Source organism: Paraburkholderia sp. JHI2823 (assembly GCF_038900695.1).
GTDB lineage: Bacteria > Pseudomonadota > Gammaproteobacteria > Burkholderiales > Burkholderiaceae > Paraburkholderia > Paraburkholderia mimosarum.
This window is the reverse complement of sequence record NZ_JAYMRY010000001.1, coordinates 469,365-493,257: the sequence shown is the minus strand read 5'-3', so window position 1 is coordinate 493,257 and position 23,893 is coordinate 469,365. Positions and strand designations below refer to the sequence as shown.

The 23,893-nt window shown below is 67.3% G+C and carries 20 protein-coding genes; 8 read left to right on the top strand and 12 right to left on the bottom strand.

From position 1 onward, the window contains the following. The first annotated feature begins 220 nt into the window (after positions 1-220). Positions 221-2,596, top strand: coding sequence for a UvrD-helicase domain-containing protein (locus VSR34_RS02335; protein ID WP_028214643.1), 2,376 nt, complete (start codon positions 221-223; stop codon positions 2,594-2,596). A 41-nt stretch (positions 2,597-2,637) separates the two neighbouring features. Further along, positions 2,638-3,456, top strand: a complete 819-nt coding sequence (locus tag VSR34_RS02330) for a 5'-methylthioadenosine/adenosylhomocysteine nucleosidase (RefSeq protein WP_342961757.1) — start codon at positions 2,638-2,640, stop codon at positions 3,454-3,456. A gap of 88 nt (positions 3,457-3,544) precedes the next feature. Here VSR34_RS02330 and VSR34_RS02325 read toward each other — a convergent pair whose 3' ends face one another. The 5 genes from VSR34_RS02325 to VSR34_RS02305 all read right to left on the bottom strand — a co-directional run bounded on the left by VSR34_RS02325 (position 3,545) and on the right by VSR34_RS02305 (position 10,729). After that, positions 3,545-5,503, bottom strand: coding sequence for a propionate--CoA ligase (locus VSR34_RS02325; protein WP_342961779.1), 1,959 nt, complete (start codon positions 5,501-5,503; stop codon positions 3,545-3,547). Between the two features lie 244 nt (positions 5,504-5,747). After that, positions 5,748-6,611 carry an HlyD family secretion protein gene (locus VSR34_RS02320; RefSeq protein WP_028214646.1) on the bottom strand — a complete coding sequence of 288 codons (864 nt, stop codon included), beginning with the start codon at positions 6,609-6,611 and terminating at the stop codon, positions 5,748-5,750. A 52-nt stretch (positions 6,612-6,663) separates the two neighbouring features. Beyond that, complete coding sequence (locus VSR34_RS02315; RefSeq protein ID WP_028208049.1) at positions 6,664-6,864, bottom strand: DUF1656 domain-containing protein; 201 nt, start codon at positions 6,862-6,864, stop codon at positions 6,664-6,666. Next, on the bottom strand, positions 6,854-9,088 hold the full coding sequence (locus VSR34_RS02310) for an FUSC family protein (RefSeq protein WP_342961756.1): 2,235 nt from the start codon (positions 9,086-9,088) through the stop codon (positions 6,854-6,856). The genes VSR34_RS02315 and VSR34_RS02310 overlap by 11 nt, the downstream gene beginning before the upstream one ends. Before the next feature lie 12 nt (positions 9,089-9,100). Beyond that, positions 9,101-10,729 (bottom strand): efflux transporter outer membrane subunit, encoded by a 1,629-nt coding sequence (locus VSR34_RS02305; protein ID WP_342961755.1) that lies wholly within the window; start codon positions 10,727-10,729, stop codon positions 9,101-9,103. A gap of 156 nt (positions 10,730-10,885) precedes the next feature. Here VSR34_RS02305 and VSR34_RS02300 point away from each other — a divergent pair, with 156 nt between their 5' ends. Both VSR34_RS02300 and VSR34_RS02295 read left to right on the top strand, forming a co-directional pair. Further along, positions 10,886-11,824, top strand: coding sequence for a LysR family transcriptional regulator (locus tag VSR34_RS02300; protein WP_028214649.1), 939 nt, complete (start codon positions 10,886-10,888; stop codon positions 11,822-11,824). Between the two features lie 175 nt (positions 11,825-11,999). After that, positions 12,000-12,143 (top strand): hypothetical protein, encoded by a 144-nt coding sequence (locus VSR34_RS02295; RefSeq protein WP_167334429.1) that lies wholly within the window; start codon positions 12,000-12,002, stop codon positions 12,141-12,143. A gap of 21 nt (positions 12,144-12,164) precedes the next feature. Here VSR34_RS02295 and VSR34_RS02290 read toward each other — a convergent pair whose 3' ends face one another. The 4 genes from VSR34_RS02290 to wrbA all read right to left on the bottom strand — a co-directional run bounded on the left by VSR34_RS02290 (position 12,165) and on the right by wrbA (position 15,696). Beyond that, positions 12,165-12,971, bottom strand: a complete 807-nt coding sequence (locus tag VSR34_RS02290; RefSeq protein ID WP_028214650.1) for a metallophosphoesterase — start codon at positions 12,969-12,971, stop codon at positions 12,165-12,167. Positions 12,972-13,011: 40 nt separating this feature from the next. Further along, positions 13,012-14,448 carry an FAD-binding oxidoreductase gene (locus VSR34_RS02285; protein WP_028214651.1) on the bottom strand — a complete coding sequence of 479 codons (1,437 nt, stop codon included), beginning with the start codon at positions 14,446-14,448 and terminating at the stop codon, positions 13,012-13,014. A gap of 193 nt (positions 14,449-14,641) precedes the next feature. Next, entirely contained in the window at positions 14,642-14,974 is a 333-nt protein-coding gene (locus VSR34_RS02280; RefSeq protein WP_342961778.1) for a DUF2069 domain-containing protein, read from the bottom strand. Between the two features lie 104 nt (positions 14,975-15,078). Continuing rightward, positions 15,079-15,696, bottom strand: a complete 618-nt coding sequence (wrbA, locus tag VSR34_RS02275; RefSeq protein WP_028214653.1) for an NAD(P)H:quinone oxidoreductase — start codon at positions 15,694-15,696, stop codon at positions 15,079-15,081. Positions 15,697-15,808: 112 nt separating this feature from the next. Between wrbA and VSR34_RS02270 the strand changes: the two genes are divergently transcribed. Next, positions 15,809-17,110 carry a YihY family inner membrane protein gene (locus VSR34_RS02270; RefSeq protein WP_028214654.1) on the top strand — a complete coding sequence of 434 codons (1,302 nt, stop codon included), beginning with the start codon at positions 15,809-15,811 and terminating at the stop codon, positions 17,108-17,110. Between the two features lie 54 nt (positions 17,111-17,164). On the opposite strand, the gene VSR34_RS02265 is transcribed toward VSR34_RS02270, so the two are convergent. The 3 genes from VSR34_RS02265 to VSR34_RS02255 form a co-directional block, all read right to left on the bottom strand. Next, entirely contained in the window at positions 17,165-17,485 is a 321-nt protein-coding gene (locus VSR34_RS02265; protein WP_028214655.1) for an Mpo1-like protein, read from the bottom strand. 88 nt (positions 17,486-17,573) lie between these two features. After that, a complete protein-coding gene (locus VSR34_RS02260; protein ID WP_342961754.1) occupies positions 17,574-18,413 on the bottom strand; it encodes an alpha/beta hydrolase in 840 nt (279 codons plus the stop codon). Next, positions 18,410-19,762 (bottom strand): O-acetylhomoserine aminocarboxypropyltransferase, encoded by a 1,353-nt coding sequence (locus VSR34_RS02255; protein WP_028231704.1) that lies wholly within the window; start codon positions 19,760-19,762, stop codon positions 18,410-18,412. The genes VSR34_RS02260 and VSR34_RS02255 overlap by 4 nt, the downstream gene beginning before the upstream one ends. Positions 19,763-20,061: 299 nt before the next feature. Between VSR34_RS02255 and VSR34_RS02250 the strand changes: the two genes are divergently transcribed. From VSR34_RS02250 to aroC, 3 genes are all read left to right on the top strand, one after another. After that, complete coding sequence (locus VSR34_RS02250) at positions 20,062-20,517, top strand: CBS domain-containing protein (RefSeq protein WP_028214657.1); 456 nt, start codon at positions 20,062-20,064, stop codon at positions 20,515-20,517. Between the two features lie 103 nt (positions 20,518-20,620). Continuing rightward, positions 20,621-22,609: an MFS transporter gene (locus tag VSR34_RS02245; RefSeq protein ID WP_342961753.1), complete on the top strand. Its 1,989-nt coding sequence runs from the start codon at positions 20,621-20,623 to the stop codon at positions 22,607-22,609. A 170-nt stretch (positions 22,610-22,779) separates the two neighbouring features. Beyond that, positions 22,780-23,880 carry a chorismate synthase gene (gene aroC, locus VSR34_RS02240; RefSeq protein WP_028214659.1) on the top strand — a complete coding sequence of 367 codons (1,101 nt, stop codon included), beginning with the start codon at positions 22,780-22,782 and terminating at the stop codon, positions 23,878-23,880. The last annotated feature ends 13 nt before the right edge of the window (positions 23,881-23,893 follow it).

Here is a 23,893-nt window from a genome sequence, read left to right as displayed (position 1 = left end):
TCGCAGCCGACGCGCCAGCCGGGGCGGCACGATGTGCGGCCCGTGCGCGGGTCCATGCGCAGGTCCATGCAGCGGGCAGGCCGCGCGCCCGGCGCGCCGTGTCCGGGACGCGCGAGCCGCCGTGCGTGTGCGCACTTATAATGGCGGTCTGCCATTCAACGGTGCGCCTGTGAAGTGCGCCACGCCCCTGGGTCATCCGGGGCACGTTTCTTTTCTGCCCATGCCCGATCTGCTCGCGAACCTGAACCCCGAACAACTCGCCGCCGTCACCTTGCCCAACGAGCCGGCGCTCATCCTGGCCGGGGCCGGCAGCGGCAAGACGCGCGTGCTCATCACGCGCATTGCGTGGCTGATCCAGCAGGGCATGGCCTCGCCGTCCACCATCCTCGCCGTGACCTTCACGAACAAGGCCGCGCGCGAAATGATGGGGCGCCTTCAGGCGCTCCTGCCCATCGACACGCGCGGCATGTGGATCGGCACCTTCCACGGCCTGTGCAACCGCATGCTGCGCGCGCATTATCGCGACGCCGGCCTGCCGCAGACCTTCCAGATCCTCGACACGGCGGACCAGCTCTCGGCCATCAAGCGTCTGATGAAGGGCCTGAACATCGACGACGAGAAGTACCCGCCCAAGAACCTGCAGTACTTCATCAACAACGCGAAGGAGCAGGGCCTGCGTCCGAAGGACGTGGACGTGAGCGACGACTTCAACCGCAAGTTCGTCGAGCTCTACGAAGCCTACGACCAGCAGTGCCAGCGCGAAGGCGTGGTCGATTTCGCCGAGCTGCTGCTGCGCTGCTACGAGCTGCTCGCGTACAACCCGCCGCTGCGCGCGCATTATCAGGCGCGCTTTCGCGACATCCTCGTCGACGAGTTCCAGGACACCAACAAGCTCCAGTACGCGTGGCTCAAGCTGCTCGCGGGCCCGGGCAACGCGATCTTCGCGGTGGGCGACGACGACCAGTCGATCTACGCGTTCCGCGGTGCGAACGTGGGCAACATGCGCGACTTCGAAAACGAGTTCCGCGTGAAGCACATGATCAAGCTGGAGCAGAACTACCGCTCGCACGGCCACATTCTCGATGCGGCGAACCACCTGATCGCGCACAACTCGCGGCGCCTGGGCAAGAATCTGCGCACGGATGCGGGCCACGGCGAGCCGGTGCGCGTGTACGAGGCGGCGACCGATTCGCAGGAGGCGGGCTGGATCGTCGAGGAGATTCGCGCGCTCATCAACCAGGGGCTCGCGCGCAACGAGATCGCCATTCTTTACCGCAGCAACGCGCAGTCGCGCACGATCGAGCACACGCTCGTGAACGCGGGCGTGCCGTACAAGGTGTATGGCGGGCTGCGCTTTTTCGAGCGCCAGGAAGTGAAGCATGCGCTCGCCTATCTGCGATTGATCGACAACCCGAACGACGATACGGCCTTTGCCCGCGTGGTGAACTTCCCCGCGCGCGGCATCGGCGCACGCTCGATCGAACAGCTCGCCGACGCGGCGCGCCTCTACAACTGCTCGATGGCCGCGGCCATTCCGTACGTCACGGGCAAGGCGGGCACGAGCCTTGGCGGCTTCGCGAACCTGATCGCGAAGATGCGCGCCGAGACGGCGCAGATGAGCCTGCCGGAAACCGTCGAATACACGGTGCGCCTGAGCGGCCTCGCCGAGTTCTATCAGACCGAGCGCGAAGGCCAGGACCGTCTGGAGAACTTGCAGGAACTCGTGAATGCGGCCACGGCGTTCGTGAGCGAGGCGGGCTACGGACTCGATACACCCGCGCGCTCGATTCCGCTGCGACCGGGCGCGAGCGCGGTGCCGGAGATCGTCTCGCAGGACGGCGAAATCGAAGTGCTCGACGCGCCCGCGATCACGGACCCCGCGCAGAACCCCGACCTCATGACGCCGCTCGCGGGCTTCCTCTCGCACGCGTCGCTCGAAGCCGGCGACAACCAGGCGCAGGCGGGCCAGGACGCCGTGCAGCTGATGACGGTTCATGCGGCGAAGGGCCTCGAATTCACGGCGGTGTTCATCACCGGTCTCGAAGAGGGGCTCTTCCCGCACGAGAACAGCGCGATGGAGGCCGACGGCCTCGAAGAAGAGCGCCGCCTCATGTACGTGGCGATCACGCGCGCGAAGGAGCGGCTCTATATCTCGTTCGCGCAGAGCCGTCTGCTGCATGGCCAGACGCGCTACAACGTGCGCTCGCGCTTTTTCGACGAACTGCCGGAGGCATCGCTCAAGTGGCTCACGCCCAAGGTCGAAGCGGGCGCGCGCTGGGGCGGCCGCTCCGACAACGCAGGCTGGGGGCGCGACTGGTTCGCGCGACCCGGTGGCGGCGATGGCAGCGGCGGCGGCCGTCGCGAGCGCGACGCCTATATCGCCGACAAGAGCCCGGCCCCCGCCTTCGCCAATGAGCAGCGCGCGGCCGAGACGGGCTTTCGCGTCGGCCAGGGCGTGTTCCACACGAAGTTCGGCGAAGGCACGATCACGGCGCTCGAAGGCAGCGGCACCGACGCGAAGGCGCAGGTGCGCTTCAAGCGCCACGGCGAGAAGTGGCTCGCGCTGGCGGTGGCCAAGCTGCAGGCGGTGGAGTAACGCCCAAGCCTTTTGACGAACCAGACGGAAATCTCTCGACAATGAATCTCTCGACCCAGGCGAGCGGCGCGACCGCCCGCCCGCTCGGCGTGCTCGCCGCGCTGCCCCAGGAACTCGGCGATCTGATCGCGGCGATGCAGGCCGAATCGGGCGTGCGCACGCACACGTTCGGCCGGCGCGACTATCACATCGGCACGGTGCACGGGGCGCCGTGTGTGGTGACGCTCGCGCGCGTCGGCAAGGTGGCGGCGGCGGCCACGGCGAGCGCGTTGATCCATGCGTTCGACGTGGAGGCGATCGTCTTCACGGGTGTCGCGGGCGGCGTGGGCGCGGGCGTCCACGTGGGCGACGTGGTGGTCGGCGAAACGCTGCTCCAGCACGACATGAACGCCGAGCCGCTGTTCCCGCGTCACGAGATTCCGCTGCTCGCGCGCTCGCGCTTCGACGCCGAACATGCGCTGGTCGAGGCGCTTGCCGTTGCCTGCGAGCGGTTCATCGCGGAAGAGGGCGCGGCGTTGAAGGCGCGCTACAAGGCCGCGCTGCCGCGCTTCGAAACCGCGTTGCCGCAGGTGCATCGCGGGCTCGTGATCAGCGGCGACCAGTTCGTGGCGAGCGCCGCCGCCGTGGACGCCCTGCGCGCGCTGTTGCCCGATGCGCTCGCGGTCGAGATGGAAGGCGCGGCGCTCGCCCAGGTCTGCCACGAGTACGACGTGCCCTGCGCAGTGGTGCGCACGATCTCCGATACCGCCGACGAGCACGCGAGCACGTCGTTCTCGAGCTTCCTCACCGATATCGCGGGCACTTACTCGACGGGCATCCTCAAGCGTTTTCTGGCTGGATACCGGCCCCTCGCGCGCTGAGTGGCAGATAGCACCAAGCGGCACCATTCAGCACCAATCGGCACCAATCAGCGCCAGTCAGCGCCATTCAAAAACCAGCGCGCGCCGCTCAGCCGTTGCCCGCGCTGTCATCCGAACTGACCGCCTCGCGTATCGACTGCAGCGCCGAGGCGTCCTCGATGGTCGGCAGATCGCCCGGATCGCGGCCTTCGGCAAGCGCCGCGATCGCGCGGCGCAGCAGCTTGCCGGAACGCGTCTTCGGCAGCGCCGGCACGAAGTGCACGCGCGCGGGCCGTCCGATCGCGCCGAGCTGCCGGTCCACCGTCGCGGCCAACGCCGCTGCGAGCTTCTGCGCAGCGGCCGGATCGGCTGCCGCATTCGCATCGCGCAGCACGACGAAAGCCAGCGCGGCCTGACCCTTCACCGCATCCTGCACGCCGACCACGGCCACTTCCGCGACGGCCGCATGCGAAGAGATCGCCTCTTCGATCTCGCGCGTACCCAGTCGATGGCCCGCCACGTTGATGACGTCGTCGGTGCGGCCGAGGATCGTCACGTAGCCGTCCGTGTCCTGCACGCCCCAGTCGAAGGTCGAGTACACCTGCTGGCCGGGCACGCTTTCCCAGTAGGTCGTAACGAAGCGCGCGTCGTCGCCCCACACGGTCTGCATGCAGCCGGGCGGCAGGGGGTAGCCGAGCGCGATCACGCCTTTCTCGCCATGCGCGCAGGGCTCGCCCGTATGCTCGTTGCGCAGCACGAGGTCGTAGCCGTAGCAGGGCACGCCGGGCGAGCCGAGCTTTTGCGGCAGCGCTTCCACGCTGCGCTGTATCGCGAGCATGGGCCAGCCGGTCTCCGTTTGCCAGTAGTTGTCGACGACGGGTTTGCCCAGTGCGTCAGAGATCCATTGGGCCGTGGGCTCGTCGAGCGGCTCGCCCGCGAGGAAGAGCGTGCGCAGGCTCGAAAGGTCGGCGGCGCGCAGGAGCGCCGGGTCCTGCTTCTTGAGCACGCGGATCGCCGTGGGCGCGGTGAACATCAGGTTGATACGATGCTGCTCGACGAGACGCCACCAGATGCCGCCGTCGGGTCGCACCGGCGTGCCCTCGTACATCACGGTGGTCATGCCCGCGAGCAGGGGCGCGTAGATGATGTAGCTGTGGCCCACGACCCAGCCGATGTCCGACGCCGTGAACATGGTGTCGCCGGCGCGCCCCTCGAAGACGTATTCCATCGAAGCCGCGAGCGCCACCGCATAGCCGCCCACGTCGCGCTGCACGCCCTTGGGTTTGCCCGTCGTGCCCGAGGTGTAGAGGATGTACGAAGGCTCGTTCGATTCGAGCCATTCGCAGGGAATCTGCACGTCGTAATGCTGCTCGCGCAGCGGCTCGTAGTCGACGAGATAGGGCGCGTTCAAGCGCTCGGGCGCGAGCTGGCGGTCGATGAGGAGCACCTTGGGCGGCGCGTGTTCGGCGCGCGCCATCGCTTCGTCCACGAGCGGCGTGTAGTCGATCACCTTGCCGCCTCGTGCGCCGGCGTCGGCGGTCACGAGCAGCACGGGCTTCGCATCGTCGATGCGCGCGGCGAGGCTCGGCGCCGCAAAGCCGCCGAACACCACCGAATGGATCGCCCCCAGGCGCGCGCAGGCGAGCACGGCGAAAACGGCCTCGGGAATCATCGGCAGATAGATCAGCACGCGCTCGCCGCGGGCCACGCCCAGCGAGCGCATCACGGCGGCCATGCGGTTGACTTCGGCGTGCAGGTCGGCGTAGGTGTACTGCCGCTCGATGCCGGTCTCGGTCGACACGTAGACGAGCGCGTTCTGGTGCGCCCGCGCCGCGAGATGGCGGTCGACGGCGTTGAAGCACAGGTTCGTGCGGCCGCCGCAGAACCAGCGCGCGAACGGCGGGTTCGAGCGGTCCAGCACCTGGTCGAACGGCGTCTCCCAGTGAATGCGCCCGGCCTCGCGGCGCCAGAAGTCGTCGGGGTGCGCGATCGATTCGCGGTGAAAATCGCGGTAACGCATGACTGCCTCCCTCCCGTGCTGGTCGTGCTCACGCGTGCCGAGGTGCAGCCGACGTGGCAGCCGATGATTTGAGCGGCCGGATCTGGCGCTGGTTTCTCAGGATAGTGCAGTGCAACGTTCGAGGACAACGCGGGTTGTCCATGATTTGCCGCGCGTGCTACGCACGGTGCCGGTGGGGGGCGCCTCGCCAGGCGCTCGCTTGCGTGCGGCAAGAAAAAAGGGGAACACCGTGCTGGCGTTCCCCTGTTTGGGCGGATCGGCTGACGGTGCGCGCGCAGCCGGCGTGGGTCGCTCACGTGCCCGGCTTCACGACCACCGTGCAGGTCGTTCCGGCGGCGAGCACCATGTCGTCCGGAATCTTGTCGATGTGGATGCGCACCGGCACGCGCTGCGCGAGCCGCACCCAGTTGAAGGTCGGATTCACGTCGGCGAGCAGTTCGCGGCTTTGCGGATTGTCGCGATCGTAAATGCCGCGCGAGATGCTCTCCACGTGGCCTTCGAGCGTGCCGCCGCTCATGAGCTTGATATCGGCCTTGTTGCCCACCTTCACGTGCGGCAGCTTGGTTTCCTCGAAGTAGCCGTAGACCCAGAACGAATGGCTGTCCACCACGGCCAGTTTCGCCTGGCCCGCTGTCGCGTAGTCGCCCTGGAACACCTGCAGGTTCGTGATGTAGCCGTCCACGGGCGAGACCACGCGCGTGCGTTCGAGATTGAGCTTCGCGGCGTCGAGCGCGGCGAGCGCCTGCTGGTACTGCGCCTGCGCCGAATTGGCCGTATGCGAGGCGTTTTCGCGGGCTTCCGCCGAGACGACCTGGCTGTCCATGTCCGCGCGGCGGCGCGCATCGTCCTGGCGCATCGTCAGCTCGGCCTTGCGCGCGGCCACGGCGGCCTGGGCCTGCTCGACGGCGATCTGATAGTGCGAGGGGTCGATCTGCATGAGCAGGTCGCCCTTGTGCACGAACTGGTTGTCGCGCACGGGCAGCTCGACCACGGCGCCCGAGACGTCGGGGGCGACGTTGACGACTTCGGCGCGCACGCGGCCGTCGCGGGTCCACGGCTCGTCCATGTAGTGCACCCAGAGGACGCGCCCGACCAGAATGGCGACGACGAAAATGATGGCCGTCGCGATAAAGCCAATGAGGTTGCGGATTGTCATGATTCGGTTGATTCGTTCAGCTATGCAATCAGCGACGCCTTGAGCGACGCATTCAGTGATAAACGGCGAGCCCGAGCACGCAGCACACGACCACGAGCAGGCTCACGCGAAAGAGGGACGGGTGCCACACGACCCGGTAGAGGCCGGTTCTGGCCAGCACGGAATCGAGCACCCAGGTGATCGCGGCGCCCAGAATGAAGAGCAGGACGATCGCCGGGATATAGGCGTCGAGAAACGCGACGTCACGAGGCATGGTTGGCTCCCTGGCTCGCGCTCTCATGGCCCGCGTACGCCGCGAGCGGCGATTGCGGGTCGATGAGCGCGGTGCGGATGAAATGCAGATGGCTCTGGATGCGCTGCAACTGGTGGCGCGCTTCGCGAGAGGTACTGTCGCTGCGGTCGGCCGTGCTCGTTGCCACTGGCTTCCAGAGGCCCTGCAGCACGGTATGGATGGCATCGATGGCGCGCTCGGTTTTCTCGAGCGCGTCGCGGTAACGCGCCTCGCTCGGGCGCTTGAACAGGGCGCTCACGGCTTCGAGCGTCGCGTCGGTCGCCACGCGCCATGCCGTTCCCTTCGCGTTGCGCGGCTGCGCGGGCAGCGTGGTCAGCTCGTGGCGCAGATCGAGCGCGGCGTTGCCCACTTCGAGCGTCGAGAAGAGCCAGCGCAGCGTGTCGCGGCGTTGCGTTTCGTCGTTGCCGGCGATCGCCGAGAGCTGGAACATCAGGTCGCGCGCGCCGCTTTCGAAGCGGTTGCGCAGTCCCGTGAGGCGAGCACGGCAAGCCTGCACGGCGCCGCCGCGCAGGTCGGCGAGCAGACGCTCGCGCAGCCACGGCGTGGAGGGCGGCAGCAGCACGGCGAATGCGAGAGCCGAGACCGCCATCGAGGCGACGAGCGCCATCGCGTCGTTCATGTAGCTGCCCGGGTTGTACTGCACGACATTGTCGGGGCCCGCGAGAAAGCACAGGAAGATGCAGTAGCCCACGCCGCAGCCGGCGTATTTCGGGCGCGTCGTGAGGAAGACGCCGAACGCGAGCGCCGGCGCGAGTGCGACGCACAGCATCGCAAAGCCGTCGATGTGCGGAAACACGCCGAACGTGAGGATCATCCCGACGAACGATGCGAGCACGGTGCCTAGCGCCATCTGCGTCGCCATGCGCGAGGGTTGCGGCGCGGACGAGGCGAGCGCGCAGGTCGCGGCCGCGTTGAGCACGAGGTTCGTCCCGCTCGGCCACGCGGTGGCGATCCAGAACGCGCCGAGCAGCGTCATCACGACCGCCGCCCGCACTCCCGCTACGCCTGCCGCGATCGAATTCGTCTTCGGCACGTAGCGCGCGATCCACTTTTCCCGCGAGTGCGTATCGACCGCGAGCGAAGCGTAGGTGGCCGTGTACTCGGTCATTTCATGGACGAAGCGGTAGAGGAGCTCGGTGGCCGTGTCGAAGTCGAGGAGGCTCGCAGCGCCTTGCGCTTCGAGCTCGGCGCGTGTGGTGCGTACGCGTTTGGGCAGCATCGAACGATAGTCGTCCAGCTGCTTCGAGACGTGCGACGCGTCGGCGGCCGTGAGCACCGGTTCGCCCGCTTTCGCAAAGAGCGGCGCGATCTCGCGGAAGTACGGCTCCAGCGCTTCGACGGTCGCCGCCGAGCCGTCCGCGCGCAGCCGGTTCATCAGCTGATGCAGCGCGTGAAAGCGCGTCGAGGCGGTCATGAACTCGTTGTTCAGGCGCGCGAGACGCCCCGCGCGCATGCGCGCATCGGGCGACTCGAACACGGCCATGCTGCGGTTCGCCTCGAGGCCCACGACGTCGGCGACGAAGCGCGCATTGCTCGCCTCGATATGCGAGCGGTCGATGCGCCCGGCGAGCGCCGCGCAAACGTAGTCGACGAACGACGAGAAACGCCGCCGCACGCTCGAACGCAGCAGCTCGCCCGTATATTGGGGGAACAGCACGGCGCTCACGAAGCCCGAACAGAGAATGCCGATCGAGATCTCGGCCACGCGCGTCATGGCCGACATGAACGCGGTGTCGGGATGCTGCGAGGCCGGAATGCCGATCAGCGCCGCCGTGTAGCCCGCGAGCACGAAGCCGTACGAGCGGAAGTTGCGGTTGCGCGCGGCGCCCGCGGTGCACAGGCCCACCCACAGCGCCGTCGAAACGATGAAAAGCTCCGGCTGCTGGGCGAACAGGCCGATCAGCGCGAGCATGACGACGAGCCCGACCAGCGTGCCGCAGATCCGGTAGAAGCTCTTCGCGAACACAGGGCCGCTTTGCGGCTGCATCACGATGAACACCGTCGTCATGGCCGTGCGCGGCTGCGGCAGGTCGAGCTTCATGGCGATGCCGAGCGCGAGCAGCGCGGCGACGATTGCCTTGAAGACGTAGATCCAGACGAGGCCGTCGGTGCGGGCCCAGTCGGTGAGCGCGGCGTAGAAGCGCTCGCTGACCGGCTGCGAGGGTGAGGGCGTGGATGCTTGCATGATCCGGCCGCCTTAGTGCGCCGCGCCGGCTGCGCCGGCCTCGCCCGATGCGCCTGCATCGGCGGCGTCCGGTCCGCGCGAAGCCTGCGGCGAATGCGGCGCCAGCAGTGCGGCGGGCATCAGCGGCACGGCGCGCGTCTTCTTGCCGTGCGCGGGCAGTTGCTCGGCATCGGTCGGGCCTTTCATGGAGGCCTCGCTCGATGCGTCGATCATGCCGCCGCCCAGCGCCGCGACGAGCGTGGCATGCGCGGCGAGGCGCTCGGCCTGGACATGCGCGACGCCTTCCTGTGCGCGCAGCAACTGCGTTTGCGCGATCAGCACGTTCACGTAGTCGGTCAGGCCGCGGCGGAAGCCTTCCTGAGCGAGATCGTAGCTGCGCTGCGCGACGGCCACCGAGCGGTGCGCATCGTCTTCCTGGGTGGCGAGCGAGCGCATGCGCACGACCTGGTCGGCGATTTCCTTGAGCGCGGTGACGATCGTCTGGTTGTACTGGTCGACCGCGATGTCGTAAGCCGCGGACTGCGCACCGAGCTGGGCGCGCAGTCGGCCGCCGTCGAAGATCGGCAGCGAGAGCGCGGGGCCCGCCGAGTAACTGCCGCTCATCGACTTCAGGAACTGGAACAGCGGGCCGGCCGCCGCGTAGCCGCCCATCGAGGCGAGCAGGTTCACGTTCGGATAGAACTCGGCTTTGGCGACGTCGATGCCACGGGCTTGCGCGGCAACGAGCCAGCGCGCCGCCACCACATCGGGGCGATAGCCGATCAGCTCGGCGGGCAGCGCCGAAGGCAGGCCCGCCGGCGCGGCGAGCGAGAGCGCCGGGCGCTGGATCGATTCGCCGGCGCCGGGGCCTTTGCCCGCGAGCGCCGCGAGCTGGTTCTTGCCGAGCGCGATGGATTCTTCGAGCGCGTCGATCTGGCGCTCGTACTCGGGCAACGGCGTTTGCGCCTGGCTCACTTCGAGCTGCGTGCCGATGCCGCCCGCGAGGCGCTTTTGCGCGAGCGCGAGAATGCGCTGCTGCTGGGCGAGCGTTTGCTTCGCGATGTCGAGCAGCGCGTAGTTCATCGACATCTCGATGTAGGTGCGCGTGACGTTGACTTCGAGCTCGAGCTGGGCCGCGCGCGCGTCGGCGGCGCTGGCGTGGGCCACGTCCAGCGCGCGCTCGGCGTTGTTCTTGTCCTGGCCCCAGAGATCGAGGTGATACGACAGGCCAAGCGTGGCCGTGTTGTTCCACGTGTTCGCCCCGGCGAGCGGGCCCGGCCCGTAATAGACGTTGTCGGACCACTGCTGGCGCTGAATCGACATGCTGCCGTTGATTTGCGGCAGGAGGCCGGCCTGGGCCACGCCCACCATCGAGCGCGCTTCGCGCACGCGTGCCTGCGCGGCGGCAAGCGAGGGGTTGCCGGCCACGGAGGCCTCGATCCAGGCGTTCAGCTGAGGATCGTTGTAGCCGCGCCACCAGTCGCTGGCGGGCCAGCCGGCATCGGTGCTGGCCGCGCGGATCGCCGAGCCGGCGTCGAGTTGCGCCGCTTCGGCCTGCTTCGCTTGCGGTGCGATGCCCCCGGTACTGGCGCAGCCCGCGATTATCAACGAGAACGTAAGAACCGTGAGTGCGGCGAGTCCTTTCGGTACCGGAGACTGCACGATTTACTCCTTTTCTTGACTATGAATCACTGTGCGTCATTATATTTTTCGAGCGATTGGTGAATAACCGGTAAGGATGCAAGGCATTTTTACGGAAAGCGAGATAATCGGTCTTGCGAAATGTGAAACAATTCGTGTGTCAGATAGAGGATTGGTATGGATACGCTTCAAAACATGCGTGTATTCGTCCGGGTGGTGGAGGCGGGCAGCTTCACGGGCGCGGCGCAATACCTGAACACGACCACGGCTTATGCGTCGCGCGCGGTCTCCGATCTGGAGGCGCACCTGCGCACGCGGCTCTTGAACCGTACGACGCGCCGCATCGCGCTCACCGAGGCGGGCGAGCGCTACCTGCAGCGCTGCGAGCAGATCCTCGCCTATGTCGATCAGGCCGAAGCGGAAGCCGGCGACGCCCATGCGCGCCCCTCGGGCAAGCTCAAGGTCCATGCGATGACGAGCTTCGGCCAGCACTATGTGGTGCCGGCGGTGGGGCAGTACCAGCAGCGCTACCCGGACGTGCACGTGGAGCTCACGCTTGCGCAGCGCATGCCGGACCTGCTCGACGAGGGCTATGACGTGGCGCTCGTCGTCGCGACCGATCTGCCGGACTCGGGCTTCGTGTCGCAGCGGCTCGCCAGCGCGTTCAGCATCGCGGTCGCTTCGCCAGCGTATCTGGAAAAGCGCGGCGTGCCGCAAAAGCCCGCCGACCTCGCGAACCATACTTGTTTGCAGATGGTGACGCCCGTGTTTCCGATGTCGCAGTGGCAGTTCACGGGTCCGGACGGCGAAGCGACGATCGACCTCGGCCCGGCGACCTTCCAGGTGAACGTGGCGGAGGCGATGGCCGTGGCCGTGCGCGAGGGCATGGGCGTGGGCCTGCTGCCGATCTACTCGGCGATCAGCGGCCTGCGCAGCGGCGAGTTGCAATGGATCTTGCCGGAGTACAAGTCGCAGGAGATGAACGTGTTCGCGGTGTATCCGTCGCGACAGTATCTCGACGCGAAGATCCGCACATGGGTGGAACTGCTGCGCGAGAGCACGCCTTCGACGCTGGCGCGCGACCAGACCGAGCTGCGCCGGTTCGCGCGCACCTGAACGCGCAGCGCCCTGGCTGGCCACATCGACGCCGATCACGATACGCGCTCGGGCTGTGACAGCTTGTTACAGCTTGCGCGGATGGCAACACTTCCTTACGCCCTGTCGCACGCCGGCTTGGTAAGGTAGCGCGACTGATTCACGCCACCCACTATTGCCATCACCGAGGACTTGAATGGATACGCATCTGATGATCGGCATCGCCGTGATGATGGGCCTGATCGGCATCGCGGCATCGCGCGACCTGCTGCGCATGCGGCGCGCGCAACTCGAGCCCGTGACACTGCGCGTGCGCCGCGACGACGCGCGCATGCGCTAACGCCGCGGGCCTCTTCCTTCGCTAGATTTCCACCACCTTGTCCCACGCGAAAGCGGGATTCTCCGGCAGCCCGGTGCGACGGTCGCGATAGCCGCGCGGATTGCACACCACGCGCGTGCCGTTGACCGTGTAGTCGAAGCACGTATGCGTGTGGCCGTGCACCCATAGCGCGACTGGCGTGCGCACCAGCGCATCGAGATCGCTCACGAACCCCGCCGAAACCGGATCTTGCGCATAGCGCGGCGCGAGGCTCTGCCTGTGCGGCGCGTGATGCGTGACGACGATCGTCTTGCCCGCGAAGGGCTTGGCCAGTTCCGCTTCGAGCCACGCGCGCGAGCGCGCAAACAGCGCGATCGAGTCCGCTGGCGTGAAGTCGCGCGCGCCCGCTTGCGGGCTCGCCGGCCACGACACCTGAATCAACCCGCGAAAGTCGAGCATCACGCGCATCGCGGCCGCGATGGCGGCATCGCGTGCGGCGTCGTCTGCGCCGAAGAGCGCGAAGTCGGCCCACAGCGTCGTGCCGAGCACGCGAAAACGGCCAGCCGGATCGACATAGACGCCGTCGTTGAGGAAATGCACGTTATCGAGCGTCGAGGCCGCGTCGACCATCGCGGTTTCCAGCGCGCCCAGGTCGCCGTCGTAGTACTCGTGGTTGCCGGGCACGTACACGACCGGCACCCGCGGATCGAACGTTTGCGCCGCCCAGCGCAGCCCCAGCCCGTGATTGTGGATGTCGCCCGCCAGCACCACGAGATCGGCTTGCGCGTGCGGGATCGTATCGGGCTCGTCGTTTTCCAGATGCAGGTCGGACAGCACGCGCACCTTCACGGGAGTTTTCACGGTCAGGGCTCCTTACGTTCCTGGCTTTTCAGCGCAGCACTTTCCCCGGATTCATCAGGTTCAGCGGATCGAGCGCGGTCTTGATCGCGCGCATCAGCGCGAGTTCGACCTCGCTCTTGTAGTGCATGTTCTCGTCGATCTTCAATTGCCCGAGTCCGTGTTCGGCGCTGATGGTGCCGCGATGGCGCTCCACGCTGTCGTAGACGATGCGGTTCAGCGTTTTCTCGTTTTCGGCCAGGAAGCGCTTCGGGTCGCCGCCTTCGGGTGCCTGCACGTTGTAGTGCAGGTTGCCGTCGCCGAGATGGCCGAACGTGACCATGCGTGCGCCGGGCACGGTGCGCGCGATCCCGGCATCGGTTTCCTCGATGAAGTGGCCGATGCGCGAGATCGGCACGCCGATGTCGTGCTTGATGTTCAACCCTTCCTGCGCCTGCGCGAGCGGAATGTGCTCGCGGATGTTCCAGAAGGCCTGCGACTGCGCGAGACTTTCGGCGACCACGGCGTCTTCCACGAGACCTTGTTCCAGCGCGTCTTCCATGAGCCGCTCGAATAGCGCGCGCGCGTGTTCTTCGCTTTCGTTATCCGCGAGTTCCAGCAGTACGACCTGAGCGTGACGCTCCGCGAACGGGTACCGCAGCTGCGGGAAATGGCGCCCGACGAGCTGCATGCAGAAGTCCGACATCAGCTCGAATCCCGTGAGGAGCGGCCCGGCATAGCGCTGCGCGAGCGCGAGGAAGTCGAGCGCCGCATGCGCCGAGCCGAGCGCGGCGAGTGCGGTGACGCGCGCGGCCGGCAGCGGATGCAGCTTCATGACCGCTGCGGTGATGACGCCGAGCGTGCCCTCGGCACCGATGAAGAGGTCGCGCAGATCGTAGCCGGTGTTGTCCTTGCGCAGCCCGCGCAGGCCGTCCCAGATCTCGCCCTGTGGCGTGACGACTTCGAGGCCGAGGCACAGCTCGCGCGCGTTGCCGTAGCGCAGCACGCCGGTGCCGCCTGCATTGGTCGAGAGATTGCCGCCGATCGTGCAGCTGCCTTCGGCTGCGAGCGAAAGCGGGAAGAGGCGGTCGGCGTCCTTCGCGCGCGCCTGGACTTCGGCGAGAATCACGCCCGCTTCGACCGTGATCGTGTTGTTCTGCACATCGATTTCACGCACGCGGTTCAGGCGACGCAGACTCAGCACGGCTTGCCGGCCGCTGGCGTCGGGCGTCGCGCCGCCCGCGAGACCCGTGTTGCCGCCTTGCGGCACGAGCGCGATGCGGTGTGCGTGCGCGAGCTTCACGACCGCGGCGACTTGCTGCGCATCGGCCGGGCAGAGCACGGCGAGGGCCTCGCCCTGATAGCGGCGGCGCCAGTCGGCGAGATAAGGGGCCGTGTCGTGCGTGTCGGTCAGGACGTTTTGCGCGCCAATGGCGGCGGCGCAGGCGTCGAGAAAGGCTGGTGGGGCGTTTCGGGTGGAGTCGGTCATGGTGTGTCGGTGTTTCACGCGCATCGCACGCGGCGCGCGGCTCACGCGTGGCGCGATGGGCATTGGAGGCATTGCAGTGCGTGGGGCTCAGGCGTTCAGTGTGACACGCTGCGGGCCTTCGCGCAGTGCCAGCGGAGCCGGCGCGTGCAAGGCAAAGGCGCGCAGGATCGCCGCCGTGCGTTTGCCGCACTGCTCAGGACGATTCGCGCCTGGCGCGCCGCGCGGCACGCTTGTACGGCGCGACGTACGCGAGTGCGCAGACGAAGAAGCCGAGTGCAAGCGCGACCTCCACCCAGCCGAGCCGGTTGCCCGGGGCGGGATCGGTCATGCCGCGCACGATGCCCTCGGCAAAGTAGAGGAGTACGAGCATCGCCGCCCATTGCAGCGTATAGAGCCGCCTGCGCAGCACGCCCGGCAGCGCGATGGCGAGCGGCACGGCCTTGAGCATGAGCGCGCTGCCGCCGGGGCGCAACGGCGCGAGCCGCCATTCCCACGCGATGCACAGCAGCGTGAGCGCGGCGAGCATCGCCAGGGCGCCGAGCGCGGCCCCACGGCGCTGCACGACGGAATGCGCGGCGGGCGGTTCATCGGGCTGTGCTCCGGGCTCCGGTGCGCCACGCGCTCTCGTGTTCATGGCCGCTTGCCTTGTTCAGCGGTGGCCAGCGCAAGCGCAGCGCGTGCAAGCCGCACGCCTAGCGCGCTTGCCAGCGTCTTTTCTTCGGCGCTCAGGCCGTGGCCGCGCGCGTCATGGCGCGCGTGATGCGAGGCGCCGTAGGGCGTGCCGCCGCCTTGCGTGGTCGTGAGCGCGCTTTCGGTGTAGGGGATGCCCACGAGCAGCATGCCGTGATGGAGCAGCGGCAGCATCATCGTGAGCAGCGTGCTTTCCTGTCCGCCGTGCAGGCTGCCCGTCGACGTGAACACGCAGGCGGGCTTGCCGGCCAGCGCGCCCGAGAGCCACTGCGGCGTGGTGCCGTCGAGGAAATACTTGAGCGGCGCGGCCATGTTGCCGAAGCGCGTGGGCGAACCGAGCGCGAGACCCGCGCATTCTTCGAGATCGTGCAACTCGACATAGGGCGGGCCGTCAGAAGGGATATCGGGCTCGGTGGCCTCGCAAACCGTGGAGACGGGCGGCACGGTGCGCACGCGCGCTTCGGCGCCGGGCACGCTGTCGATCCCCTGGGCGATCGCGCGTGCAAGCTCGCGCGTTGCGCCGTGGCGGCTGTAGTAAAGAACAAGAATCGGTTTCATCGGGCCTCGTGGTGGACGGGCTATTATAGGGGTTGGGTTCGCCGCCGATGCGGCGCCTCGCCGTTCAGACGATACAAGGGCAATGCAAGGGCAAAGCAAGGAAGGCAGGCCAATGGATGTGCTGTCGAGGATCAAGATCGATCTGGACATCGTGAAGCGGCTGGCACGCTTCGCGGCGTGGCGCAGCCGCGAAGATCGCATTCCGCAGGTCGCGGGCAGCCTCACGTTCACCACGCTCCTCTCGCTCGTGCCGCTCGCGACGGTCGCGTTCGCGCTCTTCACGGCCTTTCCGATCTTCGCCTCGTTCCAGAGCTCGCTGCAGGCCTTTCTCGCCGACCACCTCATGCCGGCGCAGATCAACAGCCAGATCTTCAAATATCTGAACCAGTTTGCCTCGAAGGCCAAGGGCCTCACGACGATGGGCATGATCGTGCTCTTCGTCACATCGGTCATGACCATGATGACCGTGGAGTCTGCCTTCAACCTCATCTGGCGCGTGCGCAAGGCGCGACCCTTCGCGCAGCGCGTGCTCGTCTATTGGGCCATTCTCACGCTGGGGCCGATCCTGATCGGTGTGAGCCTGTCGATCTCCTCGTACGTGTTCACGCGCTCCGCTGTCATCGCGACCGAGCAGCACGTCTCAGGCCTCTTCGACTGGCTGCTCTTCGGCGCGTCGCTGCCGCTCACGGCGCTCGCGTTCACGATGATGTACGTTTATTTGCCGAACTGCCGCGTGCAGTGGCGCGACGCGCTGGTGGGCGGGCTCACCGCGGCGATCGCGTTCGAGGTGGCCAAGCGCGGTTTCGGCTTCTACGTGCGGCGCATTCCGACCTATACGGCTGTCTACGGCGCGTTCGCCGCCGCACCGATGTTCCTGCTGTGGATGTACCTCAGCTGGTTCATCACGCTCGTCGGCGCGATGATCACCTCGGCGCTGCCCGAGATCCGCACCGGTCGCTTCGACCGGCCGAGCTTTCCCGGCAGTGATCTGCTCGACGCGCTCGAACTGCTAGCCGGTCTTGCGCAAGCGCGCGAAGCGGGCGAGCCGGGCCGCACGTCCGGGCAGCTCGCACAGTTGCTGCGGCGTGACCTCGCCACGGTGACGCGCCTGATCGACGGCCTCGAAGAGGACAAGCTCGTGGGTCGCCTCGAAGAAGAGGACCGTGGGAAGACGCTGTTCCTGCTGATCGGCAATCCGGCGCGCATTCCGGCTGCGCGCATCTTCGATCGCTTCGTTATCGATCGCGAGGAACTCGCGTATCAGCTCAAATCGAGCAGCATCGACGCGCCCATGCTGCTCGGTGCGCTCGACAACGACAAGCTCTCGATTTCGCTCGCCTCGCTGCTCGCGGCACGGCGCCTGGATGTGCTGACCGAGGCGCATTCGCCGGTGATGCCGCATCCGGCGGCGTGAGCGGTGCGGCATGCGCGGCGCGCTGTCGAGGCAAATTCGAAGCAGACGGAAAACTCAGAGTGAGATCTTCCCGCGGCAGATGTCCGCGAACATGACCCAGTCGCCCATCAGGCTGTAGATGGGATGGCGGAAGGTGGCCGGGCGGTTCTTCTCGAATCTGTAATGCCCGACCCACGCGAAGCCGTAGCCGCACACGATCGCGGCCGGCAGCCAGAGCCAGTTGCCGGTGGCGATCGCCATGGCGACGCAGCCGATCACGCCGAGCGACCCGATGAAATGCAGCCGCCGCGACACGAGATTGCTGTGCTCGCTGAGGTAGAACGGATAGAACTCCGCGAAGCTCGAAAAGTGCTCGCCATGGGTGGTGGGGTGCATCGTCTCCTCCTTTCTGCGCGGGCGCGCAGGGGACGGTTGGACCTGTCATTTTCCGGCGTTCCGAACGGCCGTGCAACCGTAGCCGGTCTCAGCCATTCCCCACGCGGGGCGCTTGCTGCGTTGCAAAGGTATAGAGCGCATCGAGCGTCGCGTCGGGCTGCTCGGTCATCAGCGCGTGGCCCGCGTCCAGCGTCACTGTGTCCACTTGCGCGCCGGCTTTCGCGAGCGCCTCTCCAAGCGCGCGCGCCGCGCGTGGCGGCGTCATCGCGTCGCGGCGGCCGACGACCATACGCACCGGACAGCGTACTTTTGTCGCGCTAGCGAGACCGTCGGCATAGGCGTTGCAAGCCGCGAAATCGGTGTGGAAAAGCTGGGCCTCGCCACGCGCTGACACTCGCTCCATGAGGCGCCGGTTCACGCCGCGCAGCCAGAAACCCGGGCCCGGGCTCGACGGCTTGGCGGCGAGCGTCGAGTGCGACCATGCGTTGACGAGCGCGATCGCTTCCGGCTCGCGCTCGCGCGCGGCCTCGAGCAGCGTGGGCGCGACCGTCATCGGGAAAGCGGTGGCGAGCAGGGCGATACGCGCCGCGCGCTCAGGATGCCGGGCGGCGAATTCGAGCGTGATGAGCGAGCCCATGCTGTGGCCCGCAACGAAGGCCTGCGGCGCGTTCACGGCATCCAGCAGCGCGGCGAGCCAGTCGGCGAGCGCGCCGATGCTCGTGAGTGCCGGCCCGGCGCTGCGCATATGGCCCGGCAGATCGACGGCCAGCACGTTGAAGCCGTGGTTCGCGAAATAGCGCGATTGCAGCGCCCAGACGCTATGGTCATGCTGCGCGCCGTGCACGAACACCGCGAACGGCAGTGCGCCGTCGATGGGACGCGAGGCCGTATAGGCGTAAACCGGCTTGCCGGCGACATCGACGATCATGGCGCCTCCTTGCCGGCGGCTTTTGCCTGTGCGCCGGCCTGGGCCTTCGACGCTTCGGTCTTTTGCGACGCCTTCAATGCGCGCTTGAGGTCGTCGACCAGATCGGCTGGGTCCTCGAGGCCGATCGAGAGCCGGATCGTGCCCTCTGCAATACCGGCGGCGGCGAGCGCGGCGGCGTCCATGCGGAAGTGCGTGGTCGAGGCGGGGTGGATCACGAGCGAGCGGGCATCGCCGACATTGGCCAGATGCGAGAACAGCGTGAGCGATTCGATGAAGCGCTTGCCCGCCGCGCGGCCGCCGCGCAGGTTGAAGCTGAACACGGCGCCGGCGCCGCGCGGCAGCAGGCGCTTCGCGAGCGCGTAATCGGGATGGTCCGGCAGCTCGGGCCACGCGACCGATTCCACCGCCTCGTGCGCGGCGAGGAATTCGACGATGCGCCGCGTGTTCGCGACGTGCCGCTCCATGCGCAGCGGCAGTGTTTCGATGCCTTGCAGCAACTGCCACGCGGCTTGCGGATGCAGGCAAGCGCCGAAGTCGCGCAAACCCTCGCGCCGCGCGCGCAGCAAGAAGGGCGCAACGGTGCTTTCCTCGCTGAACACCATGTCGTGAAAACCCGCATAGGGCTCGGTGAATTCGGGAAAGCGGCCCGAAGCGTCGAAGTCGAACGTGCCGCCGTCCACCAGCACGCCGCCGATCGTCGTGCCGTGGCCGCCCAGAAACTTGGTGGCCGAGTGATAGACGAAATCGGCGCCGTGCTCGAACGGCCGCAGCAACCACGGCGTGGTGAACGTCGAATCGACGAGGAGCGGCACGCCGTGTGCGTGCGCGATCTCTGCGACTGCTTCGATGTCGAGCACGTCGAGGCCCGGATTGCCGAGCGTCTCGCCGAACAGGAGGCGCGTGTTCGGGCGCAGCGCAGCGCGCCAGGCGTCGAGATCGCCTGGCTTCACGAAGGTCGTTTCGATGCCGAAGCGCCTGAGCGTGTAGTGCAGCAGGTTGTGCGAGCCGCCATAGAGCGCCGCCGAGGCGACGATGTGCGAGCCCGCGCCCATGAGCGTCGCGATCGCGAGATGCAGCGCCGCCTGGCCGCTGGCCGTGCCGATCGCGCCCGCGCCACCTTCGAGCGCGGCCACGCGCTCCTCGAACACGGCGACGGTCGGGTTCGAGATGCGCGAGTACACGTGGCCGGCGCGCTCCATGTTGAACAGCGCGGCGGCGTGATCGGTGTCGCGAAACGAGAACGAGGTGGTGAGGTAGATCGGCGTCGCGCGGGCGCCGGTGGCAGGGTCGGGCGCCGCGCCGGCGTGCAGCGCGAGCGTGTCGAAACGGGTATCGGGCGTCGATGACATCGTGGCGGCGCGGCCGGCGCGAACCGGCGCTGTGTCGGGAGTGAAGGGCATCGTAACACTGGCGGCGTGGTGCGGGGGCATGGGACCGGCCGATTTGCGGGCCGGATGAAAGGCCTCCGGGCGCGCCGGGTGTCAGGACTGGAACGCCCGCCCCACGGCCCTTCGCGCACCGCCCGGAGACCGGCCTGCCCCATGCCGCGCGGCTTTCCTTTTAAGACTCTTTCCGCTAGGATCGAAAAGAGGTAGGTATCTTTTCATTGAGCTTTCCCCATTATTTGCTGTATTTACGGAGACACATCATGCGTGTCAGCGACATCCTCAAGGTGAAGGGCAACACGCTCTTCACCGTCACGCCCGACACTGCGCTGCACGAGGCAGTCAACACGATGGCCGAACACGACATCGGCTCGCTCGTCGTCATGGAGTACGGCGATCTGGTCGGCATGCTCACGTTCCGCGAGATCATCCTCACGCTGCGCGCCAACGGCGGCAGCGTCGGCACCACGACGATCCGCAAGGTCATGGACGATCATCCCATCACCTGCACGCCGGAAACCGAGGTCGACGAAGTGCGCCGCATGATGCTCGAACATCACGTGCGCTATCTGCCGGTCATGGAAAGCCGCTCGCTCATGGGCGTGATCTCGTTCTACGACGTCGCGAAGGCCGTGGTGGAGGCGCAAGGCTTCGAAAACAAGCTGCTCAAGGCCTATATCCGCGACTGGCCCGAGGAGGAGCGTCAGCCGGCGCGCTGAGCAAACCGGGCGACCTCATCGCCATCCACGCATGGAAAAGCGCGCATCAGGCGCGCTTTTTCGCGTCTGGAGCCTGCAAATTCCGTCAGTGCAATCCTACTCGATGAACGATAGACCGATACCCGCAACGCCGCGCGACGAAGAAGCCGCACGCGAATCGCGCCACGACGCCGGCCATGCTTCGCAGTTCGCGCTGCTGCGCCAGCGCCGCTTTGCCCCGTTTTTCTGGACGCAGTTCCTCGGGGCGATGAACGACAACGTCTTCAAGATCGGTTTCACGTCGCTCGTCACGTATCAGGCCGCGCGATTCTCCGGCGTCGATCCCAAGACGGTCGCGTTCCTGATTTCGGCCATTTTCATCTTGCCGTTCGTGCTGTTTTCCGCGACCTCGGGCCAGGTCGCCGACAAATACGACAAGGCGATGCTGATGCGCTGGGTCAAGACCTTCGAGATCGCGGTCATGCTGGTCGGCGCGGCGGGTTTCTGGATGCACAGCGCGCCGCTGCTCTATGCGTGCACCTTCCTCATGGGTGTGCACTCCACGGTGTTCGGGCCGGTCAAGTATGCGTATCTCCCGCAGCGGCTCGCCTCCGACGAACTGGTCGGCGGCAACGGGCTCGTCGAAATGGGCACCTTCGTCGCGATCCTGCTCGGCACGATCCTCGGCGGCGTGGCGGCGGGCCTCGGGGCGACGGATGAAGCGGCACCCGTCGGGCCACCGCTCGGCGCGTGGTGGCTCGGCGGCATGTGCATCGTCATCGCGCTGGTGGGGCGGGTCGCCTCCGCGTTCGTGCCGCCGTGCGAGCCGTCGCAGCCAGGCCTGCGCATCAACTGGAATCCGCTTTCCGAAACCTGGCGCAATCTGCGCCTCGCGCACGGCGACCGCACCGTGTTCCTGAGCCTGCTCGGCATCTCGTGGCTCTGGTTCGTCGGCGCGACGTTTCTCGCCTCGTTCTTCAATTTCGCCAAGGACGTGCTGTCGGCCGACGCCGACGTCGTGACCCTGCTGCTCGCGATGTTCTCGCTCGGCATCGGCTCGGGTTCGCTGCTTTGCGAGCGGCTCTCGCGGCGGCGCATCGAGATCGGCCTCGTGCCGCTCGGCTCGATCGGGATCAGCGTGTTCGGCATCGATCTGTTCTTCGCGAGCCACACGCTGCCTGCCGCGCCCCATCTGCTTTCGGTCGGCGAGTTCCTGCGCGGCGCCGCGCATTGGCGCGTGCTCGCCGACCTGTTCCTGCTGGCCATGTTCGGCGGCTTCTACAGCGTGCCGCTCTACGCGCTGATCCAGAGCCGCAGCGCGCCGAGCCACCGGGCGCGCATCATTGCCGCGAACAACATTCTCAATTCGCTCTTCATGATCGTCTCGTCGCTCATGGCGATGGCGCTCACGACCGCGGGCGTCGGCATTCCCGGTCTCTTTCTCACTACGGCGCTGCTCAATATCGTCGTGGCGGCCTACATCTATACGCTCGTCCCCGAGTTTCTGCTGCGCTTCATGGCGTGGGTGCTCGTGCATACGGTCTACCGCGTGCGGCTCGTAAATGCCGGGCGCATTCCGCCCAAGGGCGCGGCGGTACTGGTCTGCAATCACGTGAGCTATGTCGACGCGATCGTCATCATGGCCGAGAGCCCGCGGCCGATCCGCTTCGTGATGGATCAGCAGATCTTTCGCTCGCCTTTTTTCGGCTGGGTCTTCCGCCACGCGAAGGCCATTCCGGTTTCGCCCGCGCACGAGGATCCGGTGGCGCTCGCCAAGGCCTATGACGCGTGCGCGGCAGCGCTGGCGGATGGCGATCTCGTCTGCATCTTTCCCGAGGGCAAGCTCACGCGCACGGGCGAGATGAACCCCTTTCGCCATGGCGTGAGCGAAATCCTGCGGCGCTCGCCGGTTCCCGTCGTGCCGATGGCGTTGCGCGGTCTTTGGGGCAGCACGTTCTCGCGCTTCGCGGCTTCCGGTCAGGAGCGGCGGCCGCTGCGGCGCGGCCTGACGCGCCGGCTGACGCTCGCGGTGGGGGAGCCCATCGCGGCGGCCGACGCCACGCTGGAACGCTTGCAGGACACGGTGGCTCAGTTGCGCGGCGCGCGGCGCTGATGCGAAGCCGCGTGCGATAGCTCGACGCGTCCGCAGACCAGTACGGCAAGGCACCGCCAGCATGGTGGTCAAAGCGGCGAGCCTGCGGCGACACCCGACCATGCGCTCGGGCGTCGCCGCGCGCGGGCTGGCATAATGGCAGATTCCCCGAATCACTTTGGACGACTGCCATGTCCGGCAACACGCTCGGTACGCTTTTCACCGTCACCACCTTCGGCGAATCCCACGGCCCGGCCATTGGCTGCGTCATCGACGGCTGCCCGCCCGGCATGGCCCTCACCGAAGCCGACATCCAGACCGACCTGGACCGCCGCCGTCCTGGCACGTCGCGCCATGTCACGCAGCGTCAGGAAGCGGATCAGGTCGAAATTCTCTCGGGCGTGTTCGAAGGACGCACCACGGGCACGCCCATCGCGCTCCTGATCCGCAACACCGACCAGCGCAGCAAGGACTACGGCAACATCGTCGAGACCTTCCGGCCCGGTCACGCCGACTACACCTACTGGCAGAAGTACGGCATTCGCGACTATCGCGGCGGCGGCCGCTCGTCGGCGCGCCTCACGGCGCCCACGGTGGCGGCGGGCGCGGTCGCGAAGAAGTGGCTGCGCGAGCGCTTCGGCGTGGAAGTGCGCGGTTACATGCGCTCGTTGGGCGAGATCGACGTGCCGTTCGTGAGCTGGGAGCACGTGCACCAGAATCCGTTCTTCGTGCCCAACGCTGATGTCGTGCCTCAACTCGAGGACTACATGGACGCATTGCGCAAGGACGGCGACTCGATCGGCGCGCGCGTGAACGTGGTGGCGAGTGGCGTGCCGGTGGGCTGGGGCGAGCCGCTCTTCGACCGGCTCGATGCCGATATCGCGCACGCCATGATGGGCATCAACGCGGTGAAGGGCGTGGAAATCGGCGCGGGCTTCGCGAGCGTGGCGCAGCGCGGCTCGGTGCACGGCGACGAGCTCACGCCCAACGGCTTTCACGGCAACCACGCCGGTGGCGTGCTCGGCGGCATCTCGACGGGGCAGGACATCACCGTTTCGATCGCCATCAAGCCGACTTCGAGCATCCGCACGCCGCGCCGCTCGATCGACAAGGCGGGCGCGCCCGCGACGGTCGAGACCTTCGGCCGCCACGATCCGTGCGTCGGCATTCGTGCGACGCCGATCGCCGAGGCCATGCTCGCGCTCGTGCTGATCGATCACGCGCTGCGCCATCGCGCGCAAAACGCCGATGTCGAGGTTTCGACACCGAAGATCGCGGCAAGCGACGAGTGATCTGAACTTGCAC

What these genes read in the sequence shown, in the direction of transcription:
- VSR34_RS02320 (WP_028214646.1), bottom strand. Translation starts at nt 6,611, where the DNA reads ATGACAATCCGCAACCTCATTGGCTTTATCGCGACGGCCATCATTTTC.
- VSR34_RS02335 (WP_028214643.1), top strand. Translation starts at nt 221, where the DNA reads ATGCCCGATCTGCTCGCGAACCTGAACCCCGAACAACTCGCCGCCGTC.
- VSR34_RS02315 (WP_028208049.1), bottom strand. Translation starts at nt 6,864, where the DNA reads ATGCCTCGTGACGTCGCGTTTCTCGACGCCTATATCCCGGCGATCGTC.
- VSR34_RS02285 (WP_028214651.1), bottom strand. Translation starts at nt 14,448, where the DNA reads ATGACCGACTCCACCCGAAACGCCCCACCAGCCTTTCTCGACGCCTGC.
- VSR34_RS02300 (WP_028214649.1), top strand. Translation starts at nt 10,886, where the DNA reads ATGGATACGCTTCAAAACATGCGTGTATTCGTCCGGGTGGTGGAGGCG.
- VSR34_RS02245 (WP_342961753.1), top strand. Translation starts at nt 20,621, where the DNA reads ATGAACGATAGACCGATACCCGCAACGCCGCGCGACGAAGAAGCCGCA.
- VSR34_RS02270 (WP_028214654.1), top strand. Translation starts at nt 15,809, where the DNA reads ATGGATGTGCTGTCGAGGATCAAGATCGATCTGGACATCGTGAAGCGG.
- wrbA (WP_028214653.1), bottom strand. Translation starts at nt 15,696, where the DNA reads ATGAAACCGATTCTTGTTCTTTACTACAGCCGCCACGGCGCAACGCGC.
- VSR34_RS02250 (WP_028214657.1), top strand. Translation starts at nt 20,062, where the DNA reads ATGCGTGTCAGCGACATCCTCAAGGTGAAGGGCAACACGCTCTTCACC.
- aroC (WP_028214659.1), top strand. Translation starts at nt 22,780, where the DNA reads ATGTCCGGCAACACGCTCGGTACGCTTTTCACCGTCACCACCTTCGGC.
- VSR34_RS02330 (WP_342961757.1), top strand. Translation starts at nt 2,638, where the DNA reads ATGAATCTCTCGACCCAGGCGAGCGGCGCGACCGCCCGCCCGCTCGGC.
- VSR34_RS02260 (WP_342961754.1), bottom strand. Translation starts at nt 18,413, where the DNA reads ATGATCGTCGATGTCGCCGGCAAGCCGGTTTACGCCTATACGGCCTCG.
- VSR34_RS02280 (WP_342961778.1), bottom strand. Translation starts at nt 14,974, where the DNA reads ATGCTCGCCGCGCTCACGCTGCTGTGCATCGCGTGGGAATGGCGGCTC.
- VSR34_RS02310 (WP_342961756.1), bottom strand. Translation starts at nt 9,088, where the DNA reads ATGCAAGCATCCACGCCCTCACCCTCGCAGCCGGTCAGCGAGCGCTTC.
- VSR34_RS02295 (WP_167334429.1), top strand. Translation starts at nt 12,000, where the DNA reads ATGGATACGCATCTGATGATCGGCATCGCCGTGATGATGGGCCTGATC.
- VSR34_RS02255 (WP_028231704.1), bottom strand. Translation starts at nt 19,762, where the DNA reads ATGTCATCGACGCCCGATACCCGTTTCGACACGCTCGCGCTGCACGCC.
- VSR34_RS02265 (WP_028214655.1), bottom strand. Translation starts at nt 17,485, where the DNA reads ATGCACCCCACCACCCATGGCGAGCACTTTTCGAGCTTCGCGGAGTTC.